The sequence below is a fragment of the Variovorax paradoxus genome, assembly GCF_902712855.1.
In the GTDB taxonomy this organism is placed as follows: Bacteria; Pseudomonadota; Gammaproteobacteria; order Burkholderiales; family Burkholderiaceae_C; genus Variovorax; species Variovorax paradoxus_Q.
In genome coordinates this window covers 1,503,989-1,520,192 of the sequence record NZ_LR743507.1, presented here as the reverse complement: position 1 = coordinate 1,520,192, position 16,204 = coordinate 1,503,989, and the positions used below count along the sequence as shown (strand labels likewise).

The window sequence follows — 16,204 nt, the reverse complement described above, 5'->3', positions numbered from 1 at the left end:
TTATTCCTTGGTGACGTACTCTTCAGCCGGCTTGTCGTTCGGGTTGGCCCAAGCGTTCTTGGTGGCTTCGCCCAGCGGCAGGTTGATGGTGACGCCAGCCGGCGGGATCGGCTTCAGGAACCACTTGTCGTACAGCTTGTTCAGCTCGCCCGACTTGGCCTGTGCCTTGATGCTGTCGTCCACGGCCTTCTTGAAGGCGGGGTCGTCCTTGCGGATCATGATGGCGATGGGCTCGACGGCCAGCACGTCCGGCAGGATCTTGTAGTCCTTGGGCGACTTCGACTTGGCGGCCAGGGCTGCGAGGATCGAGCCGTCCATCACGAAGGCGTCGGCGCGGCCGGTTTCCAGCAGCAGGAAGCTGTCGGAGTGGTCCTTGCCGTAGACCTCCTTGAAGGTCAGGTTCTCGGCACGCTTCTGCTTGCGCACGGTCTGCAGCGGCGTGGTGCCGGTGGTGGTGGCGACGGTCTTGTCCTTCAGGTCGGCCAGCGAGTTGATGCCCGAGTTGGCCTTGACGACGATCTTGGTCTCTTCGACGTAGGTGGTCACGCCAAAAGCCACGTCCTTCTGGCGGGTGGCGTTGTTGGTGGTCGAGCCGCACTCGATGTCCACGGTGCCGTTCTGCACCAGGGGAATGCGGTTCTGCGAGGTCACGGGCTGGTACTTGACTTCAAGCTTCTTGCCGGCGGCCTTCTCGAGGTCCTTGATGATGTTGGCGCAGACGTCGTAGTGGAAGCCAGTGTACTGGCCGTTGCCCAGCGTGTACGAGAGGCCGGAGGATTCACGCACGCCCTCGGTGATGACGCCCGAGGCCTTGATCTTGGCAAGGGTGTCGCTGGCTTGAGCCATTGCACCGCCAGCGGCCAGTGCCGCGATCGCCAATGCCAATACTTGTTTCTTCATACGGTAAAACTCCTGAGGGTGACGTAAACAGATACAACGAAATTCTAGACACTCGCATTTTGCGTGATACCCGGACCAACCCGGTGCATCCCCGCACACTGCGCACCGCACCGGCGCACGTTGGCGCCGGCATGGTGCGATCCTGCCTCCTGGCATTGTCCGACTTTCACTAAGCAGCCTTTGTGCCCGACGGCGCAACCGGCGCCGCTCCCGAGGGTTCGGCCGCCGACGGAACAGGCGCCGCCGTGAGGCGCACCGGCTGCGTGAGGTTTTCAGGCACGAGCAGCGCGTCCATCTCGGCGCGCGTCATGATGCCCAGCGATTCGGCCACCACGTCGATCGGGCCGCCGGTGGCCAGCGCGGTCTTGGCGATGAGCGCGGCCTTCTCGTAGCCGATGAGCGGATTGAGCGCGGTGACCAGCGTGACCGACTCGCGCACCCGCTTCGCCAGGAACTCCCGGTTGGCCTCGATGCCTTCGACGCAGTTCTTCTGCAGCGTGTTGCAGGCCTTGCCCAGGTGCTGGATGCTCTTGAACAGGCTCCAGCCCATGATCGGCTCGAAGGCGTTGAGCTGCAACTGGCCGGCCTCGGAGGCCAGCGTGACGGTGATGTCGTTGCCGATCACCTCGAAGGCCACCTGGTTCATCACTTCCGGGATCACCGGGTTGACCTTGCCCGGCATGATCGACGAGCCCGCCTGCCGCGCCGGCAGCCGGATCTCGCCGAAGCCGGCCTGCGGGCCGCTGGACAGCAGGCGCAGGTCGTTGCAGGTCTTGCTGAGCTTGGTGGCCACGCGCTTGAGCACGCCGGACAGCTGCACGAAGGCCCCCGTGTCCTGCGTGGCCTCGATGAGGTTGGCGGCCTGCTTGAGCGGCACGCCGGTCTGCTCGGCGAGGTACTGGCAGGCGAGGTTGGCATAGCCGTGCGGCGCGTTGATGCCGGTGCCGATGGCGGTGGCGCCGAGGTTGATTTCCTCGATGAGCGCGCGCGCCTCGCGCAGCCGGGCCTCGTCCTCCTCGATCATGATGGCGTAGGTCAGGAACTCCTGGCCCAGCGTCATCGGCACGGCGTCCTGCAGCTGGGTGCGGCCGATCTTCAGGATGTCCTTGAACTCCAGGGCCTTGGCCTCGAAGCTCCTGCGCAGCGCGGCCATGGCCTCGAGCAGCCGCCCGATGGCGAACCACAGCGCCAGCCGCACTGCCGTGGGGTACACGTCGTTGGTGCTCTGGGAGGCGTTGACGTGGTCGTTGGGATGCAGCACGTCGTAGCGCGCCTTCTCGTGGCCCAGCTTTTCCAGCGCGAGGTTGCAGATGACCTCGTTGGCGTTCATGTTGGTCGACGTGCCAGCGCCGCCCTGGATGACGTCGACCACGAACTCGTCGAGCAGCTTGCCATCGACGATGTCGTCGCAGGCCAGGATGATCGCGGCGGCGCGGTCGCGGTCGATGGCGCCAAGGTCGGCATTGGCCCGTGTGGCGGCCTTCTTGACGAAAGCCAGTGCACGCACCAGGTCGGGCATGGCCGAGATGCGGGTGCCGGAAATGGCGAAGTTCTCGACGGCCCGCGCGGTGTGCACGCCCCAATAGGCGATGGCCGGGATCTGCTTCTCGCCGAGGAAGTCGTGTTCGGTCCTGAAATTGGCGCTCATACAGGTTCCTCGGCTAAAAAAAAGCACGCGTTTGGCGCGTGCCGAAGATGTTGCTTGTGACAGCAGCGAAAAAGCAGCCGCGACTGTAGTAGCGCCCGGCCCGGGGCGCCAATGCCGTATGCGGGGAGGGCCATGCGCGACATTTATAGATTGTGCAATGCACAAAATTACAGTTGTCAGGCGCCGGGCTGGGTGCCGACGAGGTACGACCAGAGCGCATCGGCCGTGCGCTTGGGCTGCAGGCCGCCATCGGCCGCGGCGGTTGCAGCCGACTTGGCGGTGCGGCCCGTGCCGTTCTTCGAAGGCGCCGGCGCGGCGGGACGTTCGCGGTAGGCCCGGATTTCCATCGTCGCCTCGAGGCTGTCGATCTCTGGCGGCAGCGCGCTCACCAGCTTGCGCGCCTTGATTTCCTTGCGTACCGCACTCTGCGGAAGGAAGGCGATGCCGTGGCCTTCGAGCGCCATCACCTTGAGGCCTTCGGCCATGTCGGTCTCGTAGACGCGATCGAGGTGGATGGCCGTGCCCGACTCCTTCAGGAGCTGGTCGACCACGCGGCCCAGGTAGGCGCCCGGTGCATAGCCCAGGTACGGCAGCGGCTGGCCCGGCCGGCCCGGGAGCCGGTAACGCGGCGCGCCCTCGGCATCGGCCTTGACCCAGGGCGCCACGGTTTCCTCGCCCAGGCTGACCATCTCGTACTTGTTGGCATCCAGCTGCAGCGGCTGCGAAGGATGGTGATAGGCAATGAGCAGGTCGCAGCTGCCTTCGACCAGCCGAAGCACTGCATCGTGCACGTTGAGCGCGATGAGGCGGCTCTTCATCGGCCCGAAATGCTCGCGCAGCGTGGTGACCCAGGCCGGAAAGAAGGTGAAGGCCAGCGTGTGCGGCACGGCGAACTCGATCACGTCCTGCCCCGCCGCAGAGTGGCCGCGCAGCATGGCGCGTGTGCTTTGCAGCGACTGCAGCATCTCGATGGCCTGGCTGTAGAGCGTCTGCCCGGCCGGCGTGAGCCGCGTCGGGTAGGAACTGCGGTCGACCAGGTCGGTGCCGGCCCAGCCTTCGAGCGCCTGGATGCGTCGTGAGAACGCCGGCTGCGTCACGTGCCTCAATTGCGCCGAGCGGCTGAAGCTGCGGGTTTCAGCCAGGCTGATGAAGTCTTCTAGCCACTTTGTTTCCATACGCGGCGATTATGTGCGCGCCCCGGCATTTCACTGCGCCCCGCCCTCGCGCAGCCCGCCCGGCCGGGAAGGCAGGCGCGGCCGCCTCCCCGGGACAGCCCGGCGGCGGCACCTGGCACATACTGGAAGTCCCTTCCCTCCATTGCGCACTCGCCATGCCTTCCGCCGACGACCTGCTCGCCCTCAGCGCGACCGAACTCTCCCGCCGTATCGCGTCGCGCGACGTCTCCTGCCGCGAAGTCATGCAGGCCTCGCTGGCCCGCATCGAGGCGCTGAACCCGCGCTTCAACGCCATCGTCTCGCTGCGCGACCCGGCGCAGTCGCTGGCCGAGGCCGACGAGCGCGACGCCGAACTGGCGCGCGGCGAACGGCGCGGCTGGATGCATGGCTTTCCGCTGGCCGTGAAGGACCTGAGCCACGCCGCGGGCCTGCCGACATCGATGGGCTCGCCGCTCTCGCCGCGCTCCGCGGCGCGCACCGACAGCCTGCACGTGGCCCGCGCCAGGGCGGCGGGCGCCGTGGTCGTCGGCAAGACCAACACGCCCGAGTTCGGGCTCGGCTCGCACACGTACAACACGGTGTTCGGCATCACGCGCAACGCCTATGCGCCGGAACGCAGCGCGGGCGGCAGCAGCGGCGGCGCGGCCGTGGCGCTGGCCCTGGGCATGCTGCCCGTGGCGGACGGCAGCGACATGATGGGATCGCTGCGCAACCCGGCGGCGTTCAACAACGTGATCGGCATGCGGCCGTCGCGAGGGCGCGTGCCCGGCGATCCGGAGCAGGAACTGTTCTTCCAGCAGCTCGGCAGCGAAGGGCCGATGGCGCGCACCGTGGAAGACGCGGCGCGTCTGCTGGCGGTGCAATCGGGCTTCGACATGCGCGTGCCGCTCTCGTCGCCGCAAGCCCTGCCCCCCCCCGATGCGCTGCAGCTCGACGGCGACGGCAAGGGGGTGCGCATCGGCTGGCTCGGCAGCATCTGGCCCGACCTGCCGCTGGCGCCAGGCGTGCGCGAACTGGGCGAGAAGGCGCTCGACACCTTCCGCACCATCGGCTGCGAGGTCGAGCCCTGCACGCTCGACGTGCCCCGCGAGCACAACTGGAGCGCCTGGCTGCGGCTGCGGCAACTGCTGGTGGGCGGCAAGCTGGGCGCCTACATGAGCGACCCGAAGCTGTTCGCGCAGCTCAAGCCCGAGGCGCAGTGGGAGATCGAGCAAAGCCGGCACCTCGACGCGGCGTCGCTCTACCAGGCGTCGCTCTACCGCTCTCAGGTGTACCGCGCGTTCCTGAGGCTCTTCGAGCAGTTCGACTTCGTGGTGGCGCCGACCGCGCAGGTGTTTCCGTTCGATGCCGAGCTGCACTGGCCGTCGGAAGTCGCGGGCGTGAAAAGCGACACCTACCACCGCTGGATGGAGATCGTCACGCCGTTCACGCTGGCGGGGCTGCCGACGCTGAATGTGCGCGCGGGGTTCGGGGAAGGCGGATTGCCGATGGGATTGCAGCTGGCGGGGCCGATCCATGCGGACCTGGAGGTGCTGCGGCTCGGGCATGCGTACGACCAGGCGTGCGGGTGGGGTGCGCGTCGCCCACCGGCATTGGCTTGACTCCCTTCCGGGGGAGGGTGGAGGCAAGCGGCGTGTCCATCGGGCGCTCTGCCTGCCCCCATCCCAGCCTTCCCCAGAGGGGGAAGGAGCAATGCGGGTGCCGGCTCTGCTGTCTTTCTCCCTCCTTCCGGGGAGGGTAGGGGGCCAAGCGGCGTGTCCGATCGAGCGCCCTGCCTGCCCCATCCCAGCCTTCCCCGGAGGGGGAAGGAGCAAATCCTCAGATCGGCGTCACGACGCCGCGCCCCGCGAAGTGCCCTTCGGCATTCGCGAGGAAATGATCGACCGAGCGCTGCGTGGCCTCGGGCGACCAGCCCGCCACATGCGGCGTCAGCAGCACGTTCTCGAGCCCGACGAGCGGCTCGGGGCGCTTCGGTTCGCTCTCGTACACGTCGACGCCCGCGCCCGCGATGCGGTTCTCGCGCAGCGCCGCTGCCAGCGCCTCGGTGTCGACCACGCTGCCGCGGCCGATGCTCACCAGGTAGCCGCGCGGTCCCAGCGCGTCGAGCACCTCGGCGTTCACCATGTGCCGGGTGGCCGGTCCGCCGGGCGCAACCAGCACCAGGAAGTCGGCCCAGGACGCGAGCGACTTCAGGTCGTCGAAGTAGCGGTGCGGCGAACCCTCGCGCGGCTTGCGGTTGTGATAGCCGATCTCCATGTCGAAGGCGGCCGCCCGCTTGGCGATCTTCTGGCCGATGGTGCCGAGCCCCAGGATGCCGAGCTTCTTGCCCGACACGTTCGCCGGCTGTTCGATGGCGTCGCGCCACACGCCTTCGCGGCAGATCCGGTCGAGCATGCGGAAGTCGCGCACGATGCCGATCAGCAGGCCGAATGCGTGGTCGGCCACGCAATCGTCGTTGGTGCCCGCGCCGTTGGCCGTGGCGATGCCGCGCGCCCGCGTCACTTCCAGCGGCACACCTTCGTAGCCGGCGCCCAGGCAGCAGATCAGCTCCAGCGCGGGCATGGCCGCGATTTCCTCGGGCGTGATGCCGATCACGCCGATGGTGAGCACCGCGCGGAACTTCTTGCCGTGCTCGGCGATGGCGGCGGCGCGCTCGGCAGGGCCGAAGGCGTAGGTCATGTCGTAGACCTCGGCAATCTGGGCCTGGTGGGCGCTCGAAAGACCGTTGAGCACCAGCAGGGGAATCTTGGTCGACACGTCTGAACTCCTATTCGATGTCAAAAAATGATCGCGTGGATCTCCCTTAGTGGAACACCGCGGAACCGGCTTTGCCGGGCCGCAGGTGTTGCCCCCGGAAGGGGGTGGGAGAAGCGACGCGAAATGCGCGAAGCTTGAATGAGAGCCTAGAGCAGCGGCGCCGCTTCGCTCTTCTGCAAGGCCCACATCTGCGCGTAGCGGCCCTGGCGGGCCAGCAGCTCGGCGTGCGTGCCGCGCTCGACGATCACGCCGGACTCGAGCACCAGGATCTCGTGCGCATCGACCACGGTCGACAGGCGGTGCGCGATGACCAGCGTGGTCTTGTCCTGCGCGGCACTCCTGAGCTCCGACTGGATTGCGCGCTCATTGGCCGAGTCGAGCGCCGAGGTGGCCTCGTCGAAGATCACGATCGGCGGGTTCTTCAGCAGCGTGCGCGCGATGGCCACGCGCTGCTTCTCCCCGCCCGACAGCTTCAGACCGCGCTCGCCGACCGTGGTGTCGTAGCCCTTGGGCGTGGCCGCGATGAAGTCGTGGATGCGCGCGGCGCGCGCGGCGTCTTCCACCTCTTCGCGCGTGGCCCCCGGACGGCCGTAGGCGATGTTGTATTCGATGGTGTCGTTGAACAGCACCGTGTCCTGCGGAACGATGCCGATGGCGCGCCGCACGCTGGACTGCTGGACTTCGCGAATGTCCTCGCCGCCGATGGTGATGCGGCCTTGCTGGACGTCGTAGAAGCGGTACAGGAGCCGCGCCAATGTCGACTTGCCCGAGCCCGAGGGGCCGACCACGGCCACCGTCTTGCCCGCCGGGATCTCGAAACTCACGTGCTTGAGGATGGGGCGCGCGGGTTCGTAGGCGAAGCTGACATCCTCGAAGCGCACGGTTGCGTCGATGCCCGCCAGCGGCTGCGCGCCGGGCGCGTCGCGCACTTCGCGTTCCTTCTCCATCAGCACGAACATCTTGTCGAGATCGGTCAGGCTCTGCTTGATCTCGCGATAGATCACGCCCAGGAAGTTGAGCGGGATGTAGAGCTGGATCATGAAGGCATTGACCATCACCAGATCGCCCAGCGTCATGCGTCCGTCGACCACGCCCGAGGTGGCGCGCCACAGCATCAGCACCAGGCTCGTGGCGATCAGCGCCTGCTGGCCGATGTTGAGCATGCTCAGCGTGCGCTGGCTCTTGATGGCGGCCTTGCGGTAGCGGTCGAGGCTGGCGTCGTAGCGCTTCGCCTCGAACTCCTCGTTGTTGAAGTACTTGACGGTCTCGTAGTTCAGGAGCGAATCGACCGCGCGGCTCTGGGCCACCGAGTCGAGCTCGTTCATGGTCTTGCGGAACTGCGTGCGCCACTCGGTCACGGTGACGGTGAAGCCGATGTACAGCACCAGCGCGGCCACCGTGATCCAGACGAACAGCGAATCGAACTTCACGCCCAGGATGGCGAGCACCAGCACCAGCTCGATGATGGTGGGCACGATGCTGTAGAGCGACATCGAGATGAGCGAATGCACGCCGCGGGTGCCGCGCTCGATGTCGCGCGTCATGCCGCCGGTCTGGCGCTCCAGGTGGAAGCGCAGGCTCAGCGAGTGCAGGTGCTGGAACACCTCCAGCGCGATCTGGCGCGCCGTGCCCTCGGTGGCCTTGGCGAAGATCAGTTCGCGCAGTTCGCCGAACAGCGATGTGGAGAAGCGCAGCAGCCCGTAGGCCAGCAGCAGGCCGATGGGCACGATGAGCAGGGCCTGGGCCAGGTCCGGGCCACCGGCCTTGGGCGTCATGGCGTCCACCAGGTTCTTCAGCAGCACCGGCACGCCCACGTTGGCCACCTTGGCGCCCACCATGAAGGCCAGCGCGGCGGCCACGCGCCACTTGTATTGCCAGAGGTAAGGAAACAGGCGCCGCAGCGTCGCCCAGTCGGAGCGGTCGGTGCGGTCGGGCGGATGGCCCGGCACGGTGGGAGATGGGGAAAGGGCTTCGCCGCTGCGGCGCATGGAGGACAATCGTGGTTGCTTGTTTGTTCCAGATTGTGCCCATGTCAGATACTTCCAGTGCCGCCGCCGCTGCCACCCTCAAGAGCCTGCCCACCGACATGGAGCTGGTGCTCAAGGTCATCCCGATGCCCGCGGACTGCAACGTCAACGGCGACATCTTCGGCGGATGGGTCATGGCGCAGTGCGACCTGGCCGGCTCGGTGATCCCCGCGCGCTACGCCAAGGGCCGCCAGGCCACGGTGGCGGTCAACGAGTTCATCTTCAAGCAGCCGGTTCGGCTGGGCGACATCCTGTCCTTCTATTCGAAGCTGGTGCGCGTGGGGCGCACCTCGGTCACCGTCATGGTCGAGGTCTTCGCGGAACGCTTCCGCGCGCAGGGCGAGTACATCAAGGTGACGCAGGCCACCTTCACCTACGTGGCCATCGACGACAACGGCCGCCCGCGGCCGATCGAGCAGCCGGCCGCGTAACAGGGCAAAGGCTCACACGCCCGGATCGCGCACCCGATCGAAGCGCTCGAACTCCCGATTGATCCAGCGCCCCTCGCGGCGTTCGACGCGGCGGATGTATACCGTCTGCACGATGTCGCGCGTGTGCGCGTCGATCTCGATCGGACCGCGCGGGCTGTCGAGCCGAACGCCGCGAAACGCATCCACCAGCCGCTCCCCGGCGGGCGCGCTGCCCGCTCCTGCATTCGGGCCGCTGCGCGCCGCCGGCGAACTCATCGCCGCGTCGATGGCCGCGAGCGCATCGTGCGCCGCCACCGCGAAATAGCCCGGGCGCAGGTGATCTCCGTATTCGGTCTGAAAGGCGGCGGTGAAGCGCCGGTTGGCGGGCGTGTCGTGCGCGAACGAATAGTGGTGGCTGGTGACGAGCCCGTCGGCCAGTTCGCCGATGCCTTCGAGGTAGTTGTCGTCGGTGGCATCGCCCGTCGCCAGCAGGCGGATGCCGGTCTCGGCCATGCCGCGGTCGCGCCAGAACTTCAGGAAGCCGGCCGGCATCTGCCCCGAGGGCAGGAAGAAGAAGACCGCCTGCGGCCTGAGCTCGCGCAGCCGCAGCATGTAGGCGGAGTAGTCGAGCGTGGCCAGCGGCACCCGCAGCATCGCGCCGACCCGGCCGCCGCCCGCGGTGATGCCCGAGACGAAAGCGCTTTCGGCATCGACGCCCGAGGCGTAGTCGGCCACCACGGTGCAGACGTCGCGCAGGCCCTGCTGCAGCGCCCAGCGCGCCAGCGGCAAGGTGACCTGGCCGATGGTGAAAGACACCCGCACCGCGAACGGGCAGCGCGCCGTGATGCCCGAGGAGGCCGCGTTCATCACCACCAGCGGTAGCCTGGCCTGCGTGGCGACGGTGCCGACGGCGTAGGCGTTGGAACTGAAGTCGAGACCGGCGAGCAGGTCGACGCGCTCGCCTTCGACAAGCTCCTGCGCATGGCGGCGCGCCAGTTCGGGCGCGCTGCCGGGAACGTCGCGCCGCAGCAGCTCGACGGGGCGTCCTGCCACATGCTGGTTGTGCGCCGCCAGCCAAACGGCCATGCCGGCATCGAACTGCCGCCCTCCGCCTGCATAAGGCCCCGACCAGGAGCCGATGACGCCGATGCGCAACGGGCGCACACGTGCCAGCGACAGCGCCGGCACCGAAGCGGCGCCCGCAAGAAAACCCAGGGCACGCCGGCGCGTGAGGCCGCTCGCTACCTTTTCAGTAGCATCGCTCGCCCGTTCGATGGGCGTTGCAGGCGTCTTGATCTCTGAAACTGGCACGCCGGCCAGTGTAAGCGCGCGAGCTTGCACTCGCTTCCCAGAGTGGAACGCTCAGACCTTGCTGAAATCCGGCTTGCGTTTCTCCATGAACGCGCCGAAGGCTTCGCGTGCTGCAGGTTCGCGCAGCATGCGCCCGAAGCTCGCGCCCTCCTCGCCCATGCGTTCGAGCACGGCGGGCATCTGCGTCTTCTTCAGCAGGCGCTTGGTCTCGACCAGCGCGCTCAATGGCTTGGCGGCCAGCTTGCGGGCCTGGCTCTGGGCGATGGCGTTCGCCTCGGTCGGCGGCACGACGCGGTTGACCAGGCCGACCTCGAGCGCGGCCTCGGCCATGAAGGGCTCGCCCAGCAGGAGCGCCTCGGCCGCACGGTGGTAGCCGAGCATCTGCGGCACGAGCAGGCTCGATGCCGCTTCGGGGCACAGGCCCAGGTTCACGAAGGGCATCGAGAACGCCGCGTTGTCGCCCGCGTAGACAAGGTCGCAATGGAACAGCATCGTGGTGCCGATGCCCACGGCGGGGCCGCACACGGCCGCCACGATGGGCTTGGGGAAGGTGGCGATGCCGCGCAGGAAGCGGAACACCGGCGAGTCCTGCGTGGCGGGCGGCGCATTGAGGAAGTCGCCGATGTCGTTGCCGGCGCTGAAGATGGTCGGGTCGCCCTGCAGCAGCACGCAGCGCACGGCCGCGTCGCCCTCGGCGGTGGCCAGCGCGTCGGCGAGTTCGCCGTACATGCTGCTGGTGATCGAGTTCTTCTTGTCGACGCGGTTGAAGGTGATGGTCATCACACCGGCTTCGGTGTGGACGAGGATGTCGCTCATGGCATTTCCTTGAAACAAAAAACACAATGCCGCGCTCTCCGAGCGCGGCTCCTTCGGGGGACACCGCGGAACCGGCTTTGCCGGGCCGCCGGTGTCGCCCCCTGCAAGGGGGTGGACGGCCACACGAAGTGGGCAAGCCTGGGGGTGTACGTCAACCCAGTGCTTCGCGCACGAAATCGAGGCGGTCCTGGCCCCAGAACATCTGGTCGCCGACGAACATGGTGGGCGCGCCGAACACGCCGCGCTCCACGGCTTCCTGGGTGACGGCCTTCAGGCGGTCCTTGGTTTCCTGCGCCCCGGCCAGCGCGAGCAGGCCGGCAGCATCGAAGCCCGCATTCTGCAAGACCGCGCCGACGGTGGCCGGGTCGTTGAGGTTCTCCGGCGTCACCCACATCGCGTGGAACACCGCATCGACGTACGCACCGAAGCGCGCCGGCTCGTGCATCTGCACGCCGGTGGCGCCGCGCATCAGCAGCAGCGTGTTGATCGGGAAGAACGGGTTGTGCTCGTACGGCACCCCGTAGCGCTTCGCGAAGCGCTGCAGGTCGGCCGTCATGTACGGGCCCTTGGGCTTGATCTCTGCGGGCGAATGATTGCCCGTGGCCTGGAACACGCCGCCCAGCAGCATGGGCTTCCAGACCAGCTCGGCGCCGGTGTCGGCACACACGTGCGGCAGTTGCGTCGCGGCCAGGTAGGCGGCGGGGCTGCCGAAGTCGAAATAGAAGTCGACGGATTTGGTCATGGGCGTTGTCTCCTGTTCGCTGCGTGTTTCTTCTTCAGAATTTCTCGGACCACGGGCGCAGGTCGATCTCGTGCGTCCAGGCGTCGCGCGGCTGCGCGTGCAGCATCCAGTAGGTGTCGGCGATGTGGTCGGGGTTCAGGATGCCGTCGCTGTCCTTCAGCGCATAGCGCTCGGGAAAGTTGCTGCGGATGAATTCGGTGTCGATGGCGCCGTCGACCACCACGTGCGCCACGTGCACGCCGCGCGGACCGAGCTCCCGCGCCATCGACTGGGCCAGCGCGCGCAGCGCCATCTTCGCGCCCGAGAACGCGCCGAAGTTCGCCGCGCCGCGCAGCGAGGCGGTGGCGCCGGTGAAGACGATGGTGCCGCGCCCGCGCGCCACCATCCGCCTGGCCACCTCGCGCCCGTTGAGAAAGCCCGAGAAGCAGGCCATCTCCCACACCTTGAAGTACTTGCGCGCGGTCTCGTCGAGGATGCTCTCGGGCACGTTGGCGCCGATGTTGAACACCAGCACCTCGATGGGCCCGATGGTCGACTCGATCTGCTCGACCAGCGCCACCACCTCTTCTTCCTTGCGCGCATCGCAGGCAAAGGCATGCGCGGTGCCGCCGTCGGCTTCGATCTGCGCCACCAGCGGCTGCAGCTTGTCGAGGCTGCGCCGCGTGACGCAGGCAGCGAAGCCTTCGCGCGCGAAGCGGCGGGCGATCGCGCCGCCGGTGGCATCGCCCGCGCCGACGATGAGTGCGGCCTTGGCCGATGGCATGGTCACGAGCGCCACCTTTGGGGGAAGAGAGGACGCGAAGTGCCGAACGTGGGGGGCCATGTTCATTCCTTGTAATAGACGATCTGGTTCGACGTGGCCAGCAGCACGCCGCTCTCGCTCCACAACTGCGCCGCCTGGTCGAAGAAGCCGTTGCTGAACTGCTGCCCCGTCGCACTGCCCAGCAGGTAGCCGGTGCCGACCTCGGCCAGCTGCGCCGCGTTGGCATGGAAGTAGGTGGTGATCGACACCGTGCCCGCCGGCACCGGCTTGGCACGGCGCAGCCACACGCGCGGATAGAACAGGTCGCTCATGGCCGCGAGCGAGGGAAAGTCGAGCGCCCGGGGCTGCGCGTCGCGCAGCCAGAGCCGGCTCTCGCTGTGGTGGCCGCTGCCGTCCCACTGCGCGGGAATCCCGCCGCTGATGGGCCGCATCTCGTACTGGCGCACCCATGCCACGCCGGACGGGCCGATGGTGATGCGATCGACCGCCCCGGGCTTCGGCACTTCGGGCATCGGCAGGTCGTTCTCGCCCCAGGTCTCGCGGCGCACCGCCGTCACCACGGTGGCGGTGGTGGTCATGTTCGGCGCACCGCTCGCGCCGGCCTGCGTGATCTGCACTGTCCAGTGCTGCGTCGAGCGGTTGGTACGCACCGCGGTGGCCTGGATGTCGAACGCGCCGGCTTCGAGCGCCGCGGCGTAGTTGACCGTGAGCGCGATCGGAGCGCCCAGCAGGTCGGGATGCTTCAGCACCGCCTGCAGCGCGAGCGCCGCCGTGGTGCCGCCGAAGGGCCCGACCATGTTCCAGTAGTCGGGGCTGGTCATGCCCGTGAAATGCCCCACGCGGATGTCGCTGTGGTGGATCTCCAGGGCCTTGTCGAAGGGGTGCTGCGTGGTCATGGTCGGCAGTGTGCACGCGCCGTGCGCGCTCAGGCAGTCGTGTGCGGGACGCCGGCGTGCTGCACTGCAGTATGGCCCGGCTGCGCGGCCAGCGTCGTCAATGCGCCGAGCCGATGCAGTTTGTCGAGCGTGCTCGGCCACAGGCTCCGGCTGAACTGATCGCGAAAGAAGCCGAAGTGTCCGATGCGCTGCGCGTGCACATCGGCCGGCGCGATGCGCTCGAGCGCGCTGGGCGCACCGGCATAGAAGCCCAGCAGGCTCTGCGTGCCGGCCAGCGTCATGAGTTCGTCGTCGGTCATCGACAGCGCGAGCACCGGGAACCGCACGCGCGCGTAGCTCTGCCGCGCGGCATCGCCCTCGGCGCCCACGCTGTAGCGCGGGTCGAGGCACCAGCGCCGCCATTGCAGGATCACGCCGCGCGGCAGGTCGCCCACCTTGCGGAGCCTGCGGCCCGGAAAGTAGCCGCACAGCCGGGTGACCAGCGGCACCAGCACGAACCAGAAGTAGAGGATGCTGCGCTTCAGCCTGGGTGCGTTCTCGCGCCAGTAGCCGCTGCCCGCCGCGATGCTGACGAGCCCGTCGACCTGCTCGGGCCGCTGCAGGAAACCCGGCAGCTGCGCACCGAGGCTGTGGCCCAGAAGGTAGAGCGGTTGGCCGGGCAGCGCGGCCCTGGCGATGTCGATGACCGCCTCGTAATCGCGAGCCCAGTCGAAGAGATCGGCATCGACATCGCGAAGCGGCACGTCGCCGCGCGAATCGCCCGAGCCCCGGTAGTCGAAGGTCCAGACGCGCAGGCCCTGCTGCGAGAGCCATCGCGCGAAGGGCTCGTAGAACGACTGGCGCACGCCCATCGCGCCCCCGATCACGATGCTGGCGCGCGGCGCGCCGGCGGGCTCGTAGCGGCGCACTGCCAGTGGCATGCCGCCGTCGACTCGCAGAACTTCCTGTTGCATGCCCGTCTCCTCGATCCAGTGACAGTCCCTTCGCGAGACACCGCGGAACCGGCTCTGCCGGGCCGTTGGTGTCGCCCCCTGTTGGTGCCGCCCACTGCAAGGGGTTGGCGAAGCGACACGAAGTGCGTGCAGCCTGGGGGTTGCTCAGACCCTTTCGAAGATGCCCGCCGCGCCCTGCCCCATGCCCACGCACATCGTGACCATGCCGTACTTGAGGTTCTCGCGGCGCAGCGCATGCACCACGGTGGCGGAGCGGATGGCACCGGTCGCGCCCAGCGGGTGGCCCAGCGCGATGGCGCCGCCCATCGGGTTGACCTTCGACGGATCGAGGCCCAGCGTGTTGATGACCGCGAGCGACTGCGCGGCGAAGGCCTCGTTCAGCTCGAACCAGTCGATGTCCTCGTGCTTCAAACCGGCGTAGCGCAGCGCTGCCGGAATGGCCTCGATGGGGCCGATGCCCATGATGTGCGGCGGCACGCCCTTGCTGGCGAAGCTCACGAAGCGCGCGAGCGGCGTGAGGCCGTACTGCTTCACGGCCTTCTCGCTCGCCAGGATGAGCGCACCCGCGCCGTCCGAGGTCTGCGAGCTGTTGCCGGCCGTCACCGTGCCGCGTGCCGCGAACACCGTGCGCAGCTTGGCCAGGCCTTCGATGCTGGTGTCTGGGCGCGCGCCCTCGTCGAGGTTCACGGTGCGGGTCTTCGCGATCGACTCGCCGGTCTCCAGGTTCGGCGTGCGGTCGGTCACCTCGATGGGCGTGATCTCGTCGGCGAACTTGCCGGCCTTCTGCGCGGCCAGCGCCTTCTGGTGCGAGGCCAGCGCGAACTCGTCCTGCGCCTCGCGGCTGACCTTCCACTGCTGCGCGACCTTCTCGGCCGTGAGGCCCATGCCGTAGGCGATGCCGACATCGCCTTCGCGTTCGAAGATGGAGGGCGAGAGCGAAGGCGAGTTGCCCATCATCGGCACCATGCTCATGCTTTCGACACCGGCTGCGATCATCACGTCGGCCTCGCCGACGCGGATGCGGTCGGCGGCCATCTGCACGGCCGACAGGCCCGATGCGCAGAAGCGGTTGACGGTGATGCCGCCCACGCTGGTCGGCAGGCCGGCGAGCACGGCGCCGATGCGCGCGACGTTCAGGCCTTGTTGCGACTCGGGAATGGCGCAGCCGCAGATGATGTCTTCGATGGCCTTCGGATCGAGGCTCGGCACCGCCGCCAGCGCGGCGCGTAGCGTGGTGGCCAGCAGGTCGTCGGGGCGGTAGTTGCGGAAGTAGCCGCGGTGCGACTTGCCGATGGGGGTGCGGGTGGCGGAGACGATGTAGGCGTCTTGGACTTGTTTCATGGAAGGCTCCTGGATTTGGCTCCTTCCCCCTCTGGGGGAAGGCTGGGATGGGGGCACGCGGCGCTCAAGTCATCGCGTCGATTGATGATTGCCTGAAGTACGCCATCCAGATTGATAAACGGATCGTTCGAACCGAAGCGCAAGACATCGAAGCCTTGAACGCGAAAAAAGCTGTCACGCCGAGCGTCGTAGTCTTCTTGCAACTGATGCTGAGAGCCATCGAGCTCGACGATGAGCCTCGGTCCGAGACATGCGAAATCGGCGATGTATTTTCCGATCGGATGTTGCCTGCGGAACTTCACTCCCAATTGCTCGCCGCGCAGGCCGCTCCAGAGCTTGCGTTCGGAGTCGGTCATCTCGCGCCGCAGGGCGCGGGCGTTCTGCTGCGCATCGGGAGAGGATTGGTTCTGCATAGGCTGCTTGCCCCCATCCCCACCTTCCCCCAGAGGGGGAAGGAGCAAGACG

The 16,204-nt window shown here is 67.8% G+C and carries 15 protein-coding genes; 2 read left to right on the top strand and 13 right to left on the bottom strand.

Annotated elements, in window-relative coordinates:
- The 3 genes from AACL56_RS06755 to AACL56_RS06745 all read right to left on the bottom strand — a co-directional run bounded on the left by AACL56_RS06755 (position 1) and on the right by AACL56_RS06745 (position 3,723).
- A complete protein-coding gene (locus AACL56_RS06755) occupies positions 1-900 on the bottom strand; it encodes an amino acid ABC transporter substrate-binding protein (RefSeq protein ID WP_339089052.1) in 900 nt (299 codons plus the stop codon).
- A 169-nt stretch (positions 901-1,069) separates the two neighbouring features.
- On the bottom strand, positions 1,070-2,548 hold the full coding sequence (locus AACL56_RS06750) for an aspartate ammonia-lyase (RefSeq protein WP_339089051.1): 1,479 nt from the start codon (positions 2,546-2,548) through the stop codon (positions 1,070-1,072).
- A 176-nt stretch (positions 2,549-2,724) separates the two neighbouring features.
- Positions 2,725-3,723 (bottom strand): LysR substrate-binding domain-containing protein, encoded by a 999-nt coding sequence (locus tag AACL56_RS06745; protein ID WP_339089050.1) that lies wholly within the window; start codon positions 3,721-3,723, stop codon positions 2,725-2,727.
- A 155-nt stretch (positions 3,724-3,878) separates the two neighbouring features.
- On the opposite strand from AACL56_RS06745, the gene AACL56_RS06740 reads away from it, so the two are divergent.
- Complete coding sequence (locus AACL56_RS06740) at positions 3,879-5,324, top strand: amidase (protein WP_339089049.1); 1,446 nt, start codon at positions 3,879-3,881, stop codon at positions 5,322-5,324.
- 217 nt (positions 5,325-5,541) lie between these two features.
- On the opposite strand, the gene AACL56_RS06735 is transcribed toward AACL56_RS06740, so the two are convergent.
- Positions 5,542-6,480, bottom strand: coding sequence for a 2-hydroxyacid dehydrogenase (locus AACL56_RS06735; protein ID WP_339089048.1), 939 nt, complete (start codon positions 6,478-6,480; stop codon positions 5,542-5,544).
- 146 nt (positions 6,481-6,626) lie between these two features.
- Positions 6,627-8,468, bottom strand: a complete 1,842-nt coding sequence (locus AACL56_RS06730) for an ABCB family ABC transporter ATP-binding protein/permease (RefSeq protein WP_339089047.1) — start codon at positions 8,466-8,468, stop codon at positions 6,627-6,629.
- 41 nt (positions 8,469-8,509) lie between these two features.
- Here AACL56_RS06730 and AACL56_RS06725 point away from each other — a divergent pair, with 41 nt between their 5' ends.
- Positions 8,510-8,938, top strand: coding sequence for an acyl-CoA thioesterase (locus tag AACL56_RS06725; RefSeq protein ID WP_339089046.1), 429 nt, complete (start codon positions 8,510-8,512; stop codon positions 8,936-8,938).
- Positions 8,939-8,950: 12 nt separating this feature from the next.
- On the opposite strand, the gene AACL56_RS06720 is transcribed toward AACL56_RS06725, so the two are convergent.
- The 8 genes from AACL56_RS06720 to AACL56_RS06685 form a co-directional block, all read right to left on the bottom strand.
- Positions 8,951-10,081, bottom strand: coding sequence for an ABC transporter substrate-binding protein (locus tag AACL56_RS06720; RefSeq protein WP_339092813.1), 1,131 nt, complete (start codon positions 10,079-10,081; stop codon positions 8,951-8,953).
- A gap of 198 nt (positions 10,082-10,279) precedes the next feature.
- A complete protein-coding gene (locus AACL56_RS06715) occupies positions 10,280-11,044 on the bottom strand; it encodes an enoyl-CoA hydratase (protein ID WP_339089045.1) in 765 nt (254 codons plus the stop codon).
- Between the two features lie 151 nt (positions 11,045-11,195).
- The gene (locus tag AACL56_RS06710) at positions 11,196-11,786 is read right to left on the bottom strand and encodes a 2-hydroxychromene-2-carboxylate isomerase (RefSeq protein WP_339089044.1); all 591 of its coding nucleotides are present in this window, start codon (positions 11,784-11,786) and stop codon (positions 11,196-11,198) included.
- Positions 11,787-11,820: 34 nt separating this feature from the next.
- A complete protein-coding gene (locus tag AACL56_RS06705) occupies positions 11,821-12,549 on the bottom strand; it encodes an SDR family oxidoreductase (RefSeq protein ID WP_339092812.1) in 729 nt (242 codons plus the stop codon).
- Positions 12,550-12,611: 62 nt separating this feature from the next.
- Complete coding sequence (locus AACL56_RS06700) at positions 12,612-13,445, bottom strand: acyl-CoA thioesterase (protein WP_339089043.1); 834 nt, start codon at positions 13,443-13,445, stop codon at positions 12,612-12,614.
- Between the two features lie 29 nt (positions 13,446-13,474).
- Positions 13,475-14,398, bottom strand: coding sequence for an alpha/beta hydrolase family protein (locus AACL56_RS06695; RefSeq protein ID WP_339089042.1), 924 nt, complete (start codon positions 14,396-14,398; stop codon positions 13,475-13,477).
- A 144-nt stretch (positions 14,399-14,542) separates the two neighbouring features.
- The gene (locus AACL56_RS06690; RefSeq protein WP_339089041.1) at positions 14,543-15,739 is read right to left on the bottom strand and encodes an acetyl-CoA C-acyltransferase; all 1,197 of its coding nucleotides are present in this window, start codon (positions 15,737-15,739) and stop codon (positions 14,543-14,545) included.
- The gene (locus tag AACL56_RS06685) at positions 15,736-16,152 is read right to left on the bottom strand and encodes an endonuclease domain-containing protein (protein WP_339089040.1); all 417 of its coding nucleotides are present in this window, start codon (positions 16,150-16,152) and stop codon (positions 15,736-15,738) included. Before AACL56_RS06685 ends, AACL56_RS06690 begins: the two co-directional genes overlap by 4 nt.
- Between the last annotated feature and the right edge of the window lie 52 nt (positions 16,153-16,204).

Coding starts and splice junctions, on each gene's coding strand:
- AACL56_RS06695 (WP_339089042.1), bottom strand. CDS start 14,398: ATGCAACAGGAAGTTCTGCGAGTCGACGGCGGCATGCCACTGGCAGTG.
- AACL56_RS06750 (WP_339089051.1), bottom strand. CDS start 2,548: ATGAGCGCCAATTTCAGGACCGAACACGACTTCCTCGGCGAGAAGCAG.
- AACL56_RS06755 (WP_339089052.1), bottom strand. CDS start 900: ATGAAGAAACAAGTATTGGCATTGGCGATCGCGGCACTGGCCGCTGGC.
- AACL56_RS06745 (WP_339089050.1), bottom strand. CDS start 3,723: ATGGAAACAAAGTGGCTAGAAGACTTCATCAGCCTGGCTGAAACCCGC.
- AACL56_RS06700 (WP_339089043.1), bottom strand. CDS start 13,445: ATGACCACGCAGCACCCCTTCGACAAGGCCCTGGAGATCCACCACAGC.
- AACL56_RS06685 (WP_339089040.1), bottom strand. CDS start 16,152: ATGCAGAACCAATCCTCTCCCGATGCGCAGCAGAACGCCCGCGCCCTG.
- AACL56_RS06725 (WP_339089046.1), top strand. CDS start 8,510: ATGTCAGATACTTCCAGTGCCGCCGCCGCTGCCACCCTCAAGAGCCTG.
- AACL56_RS06740 (WP_339089049.1), top strand. CDS start 3,879: ATGCCTTCCGCCGACGACCTGCTCGCCCTCAGCGCGACCGAACTCTCC.
- AACL56_RS06710 (WP_339089044.1), bottom strand. CDS start 11,786: ATGACCAAATCCGTCGACTTCTATTTCGACTTCGGCAGCCCCGCCGCC.
- AACL56_RS06715 (WP_339089045.1), bottom strand. CDS start 11,044: ATGAGCGACATCCTCGTCCACACCGAAGCCGGTGTGATGACCATCACC.
- AACL56_RS06705 (WP_339092812.1), bottom strand. CDS start 12,549: ATGCCATCGGCCAAGGCCGCACTCATCGTCGGCGCGGGCGATGCCACC.
- AACL56_RS06690 (WP_339089041.1), bottom strand. CDS start 15,739: ATGAAACAAGTCCAAGACGCCTACATCGTCTCCGCCACCCGCACCCCC.
- AACL56_RS06730 (WP_339089047.1), bottom strand. CDS start 8,468: ATGCGCCGCAGCGGCGAAGCCCTTTCCCCATCTCCCACCGTGCCGGGC.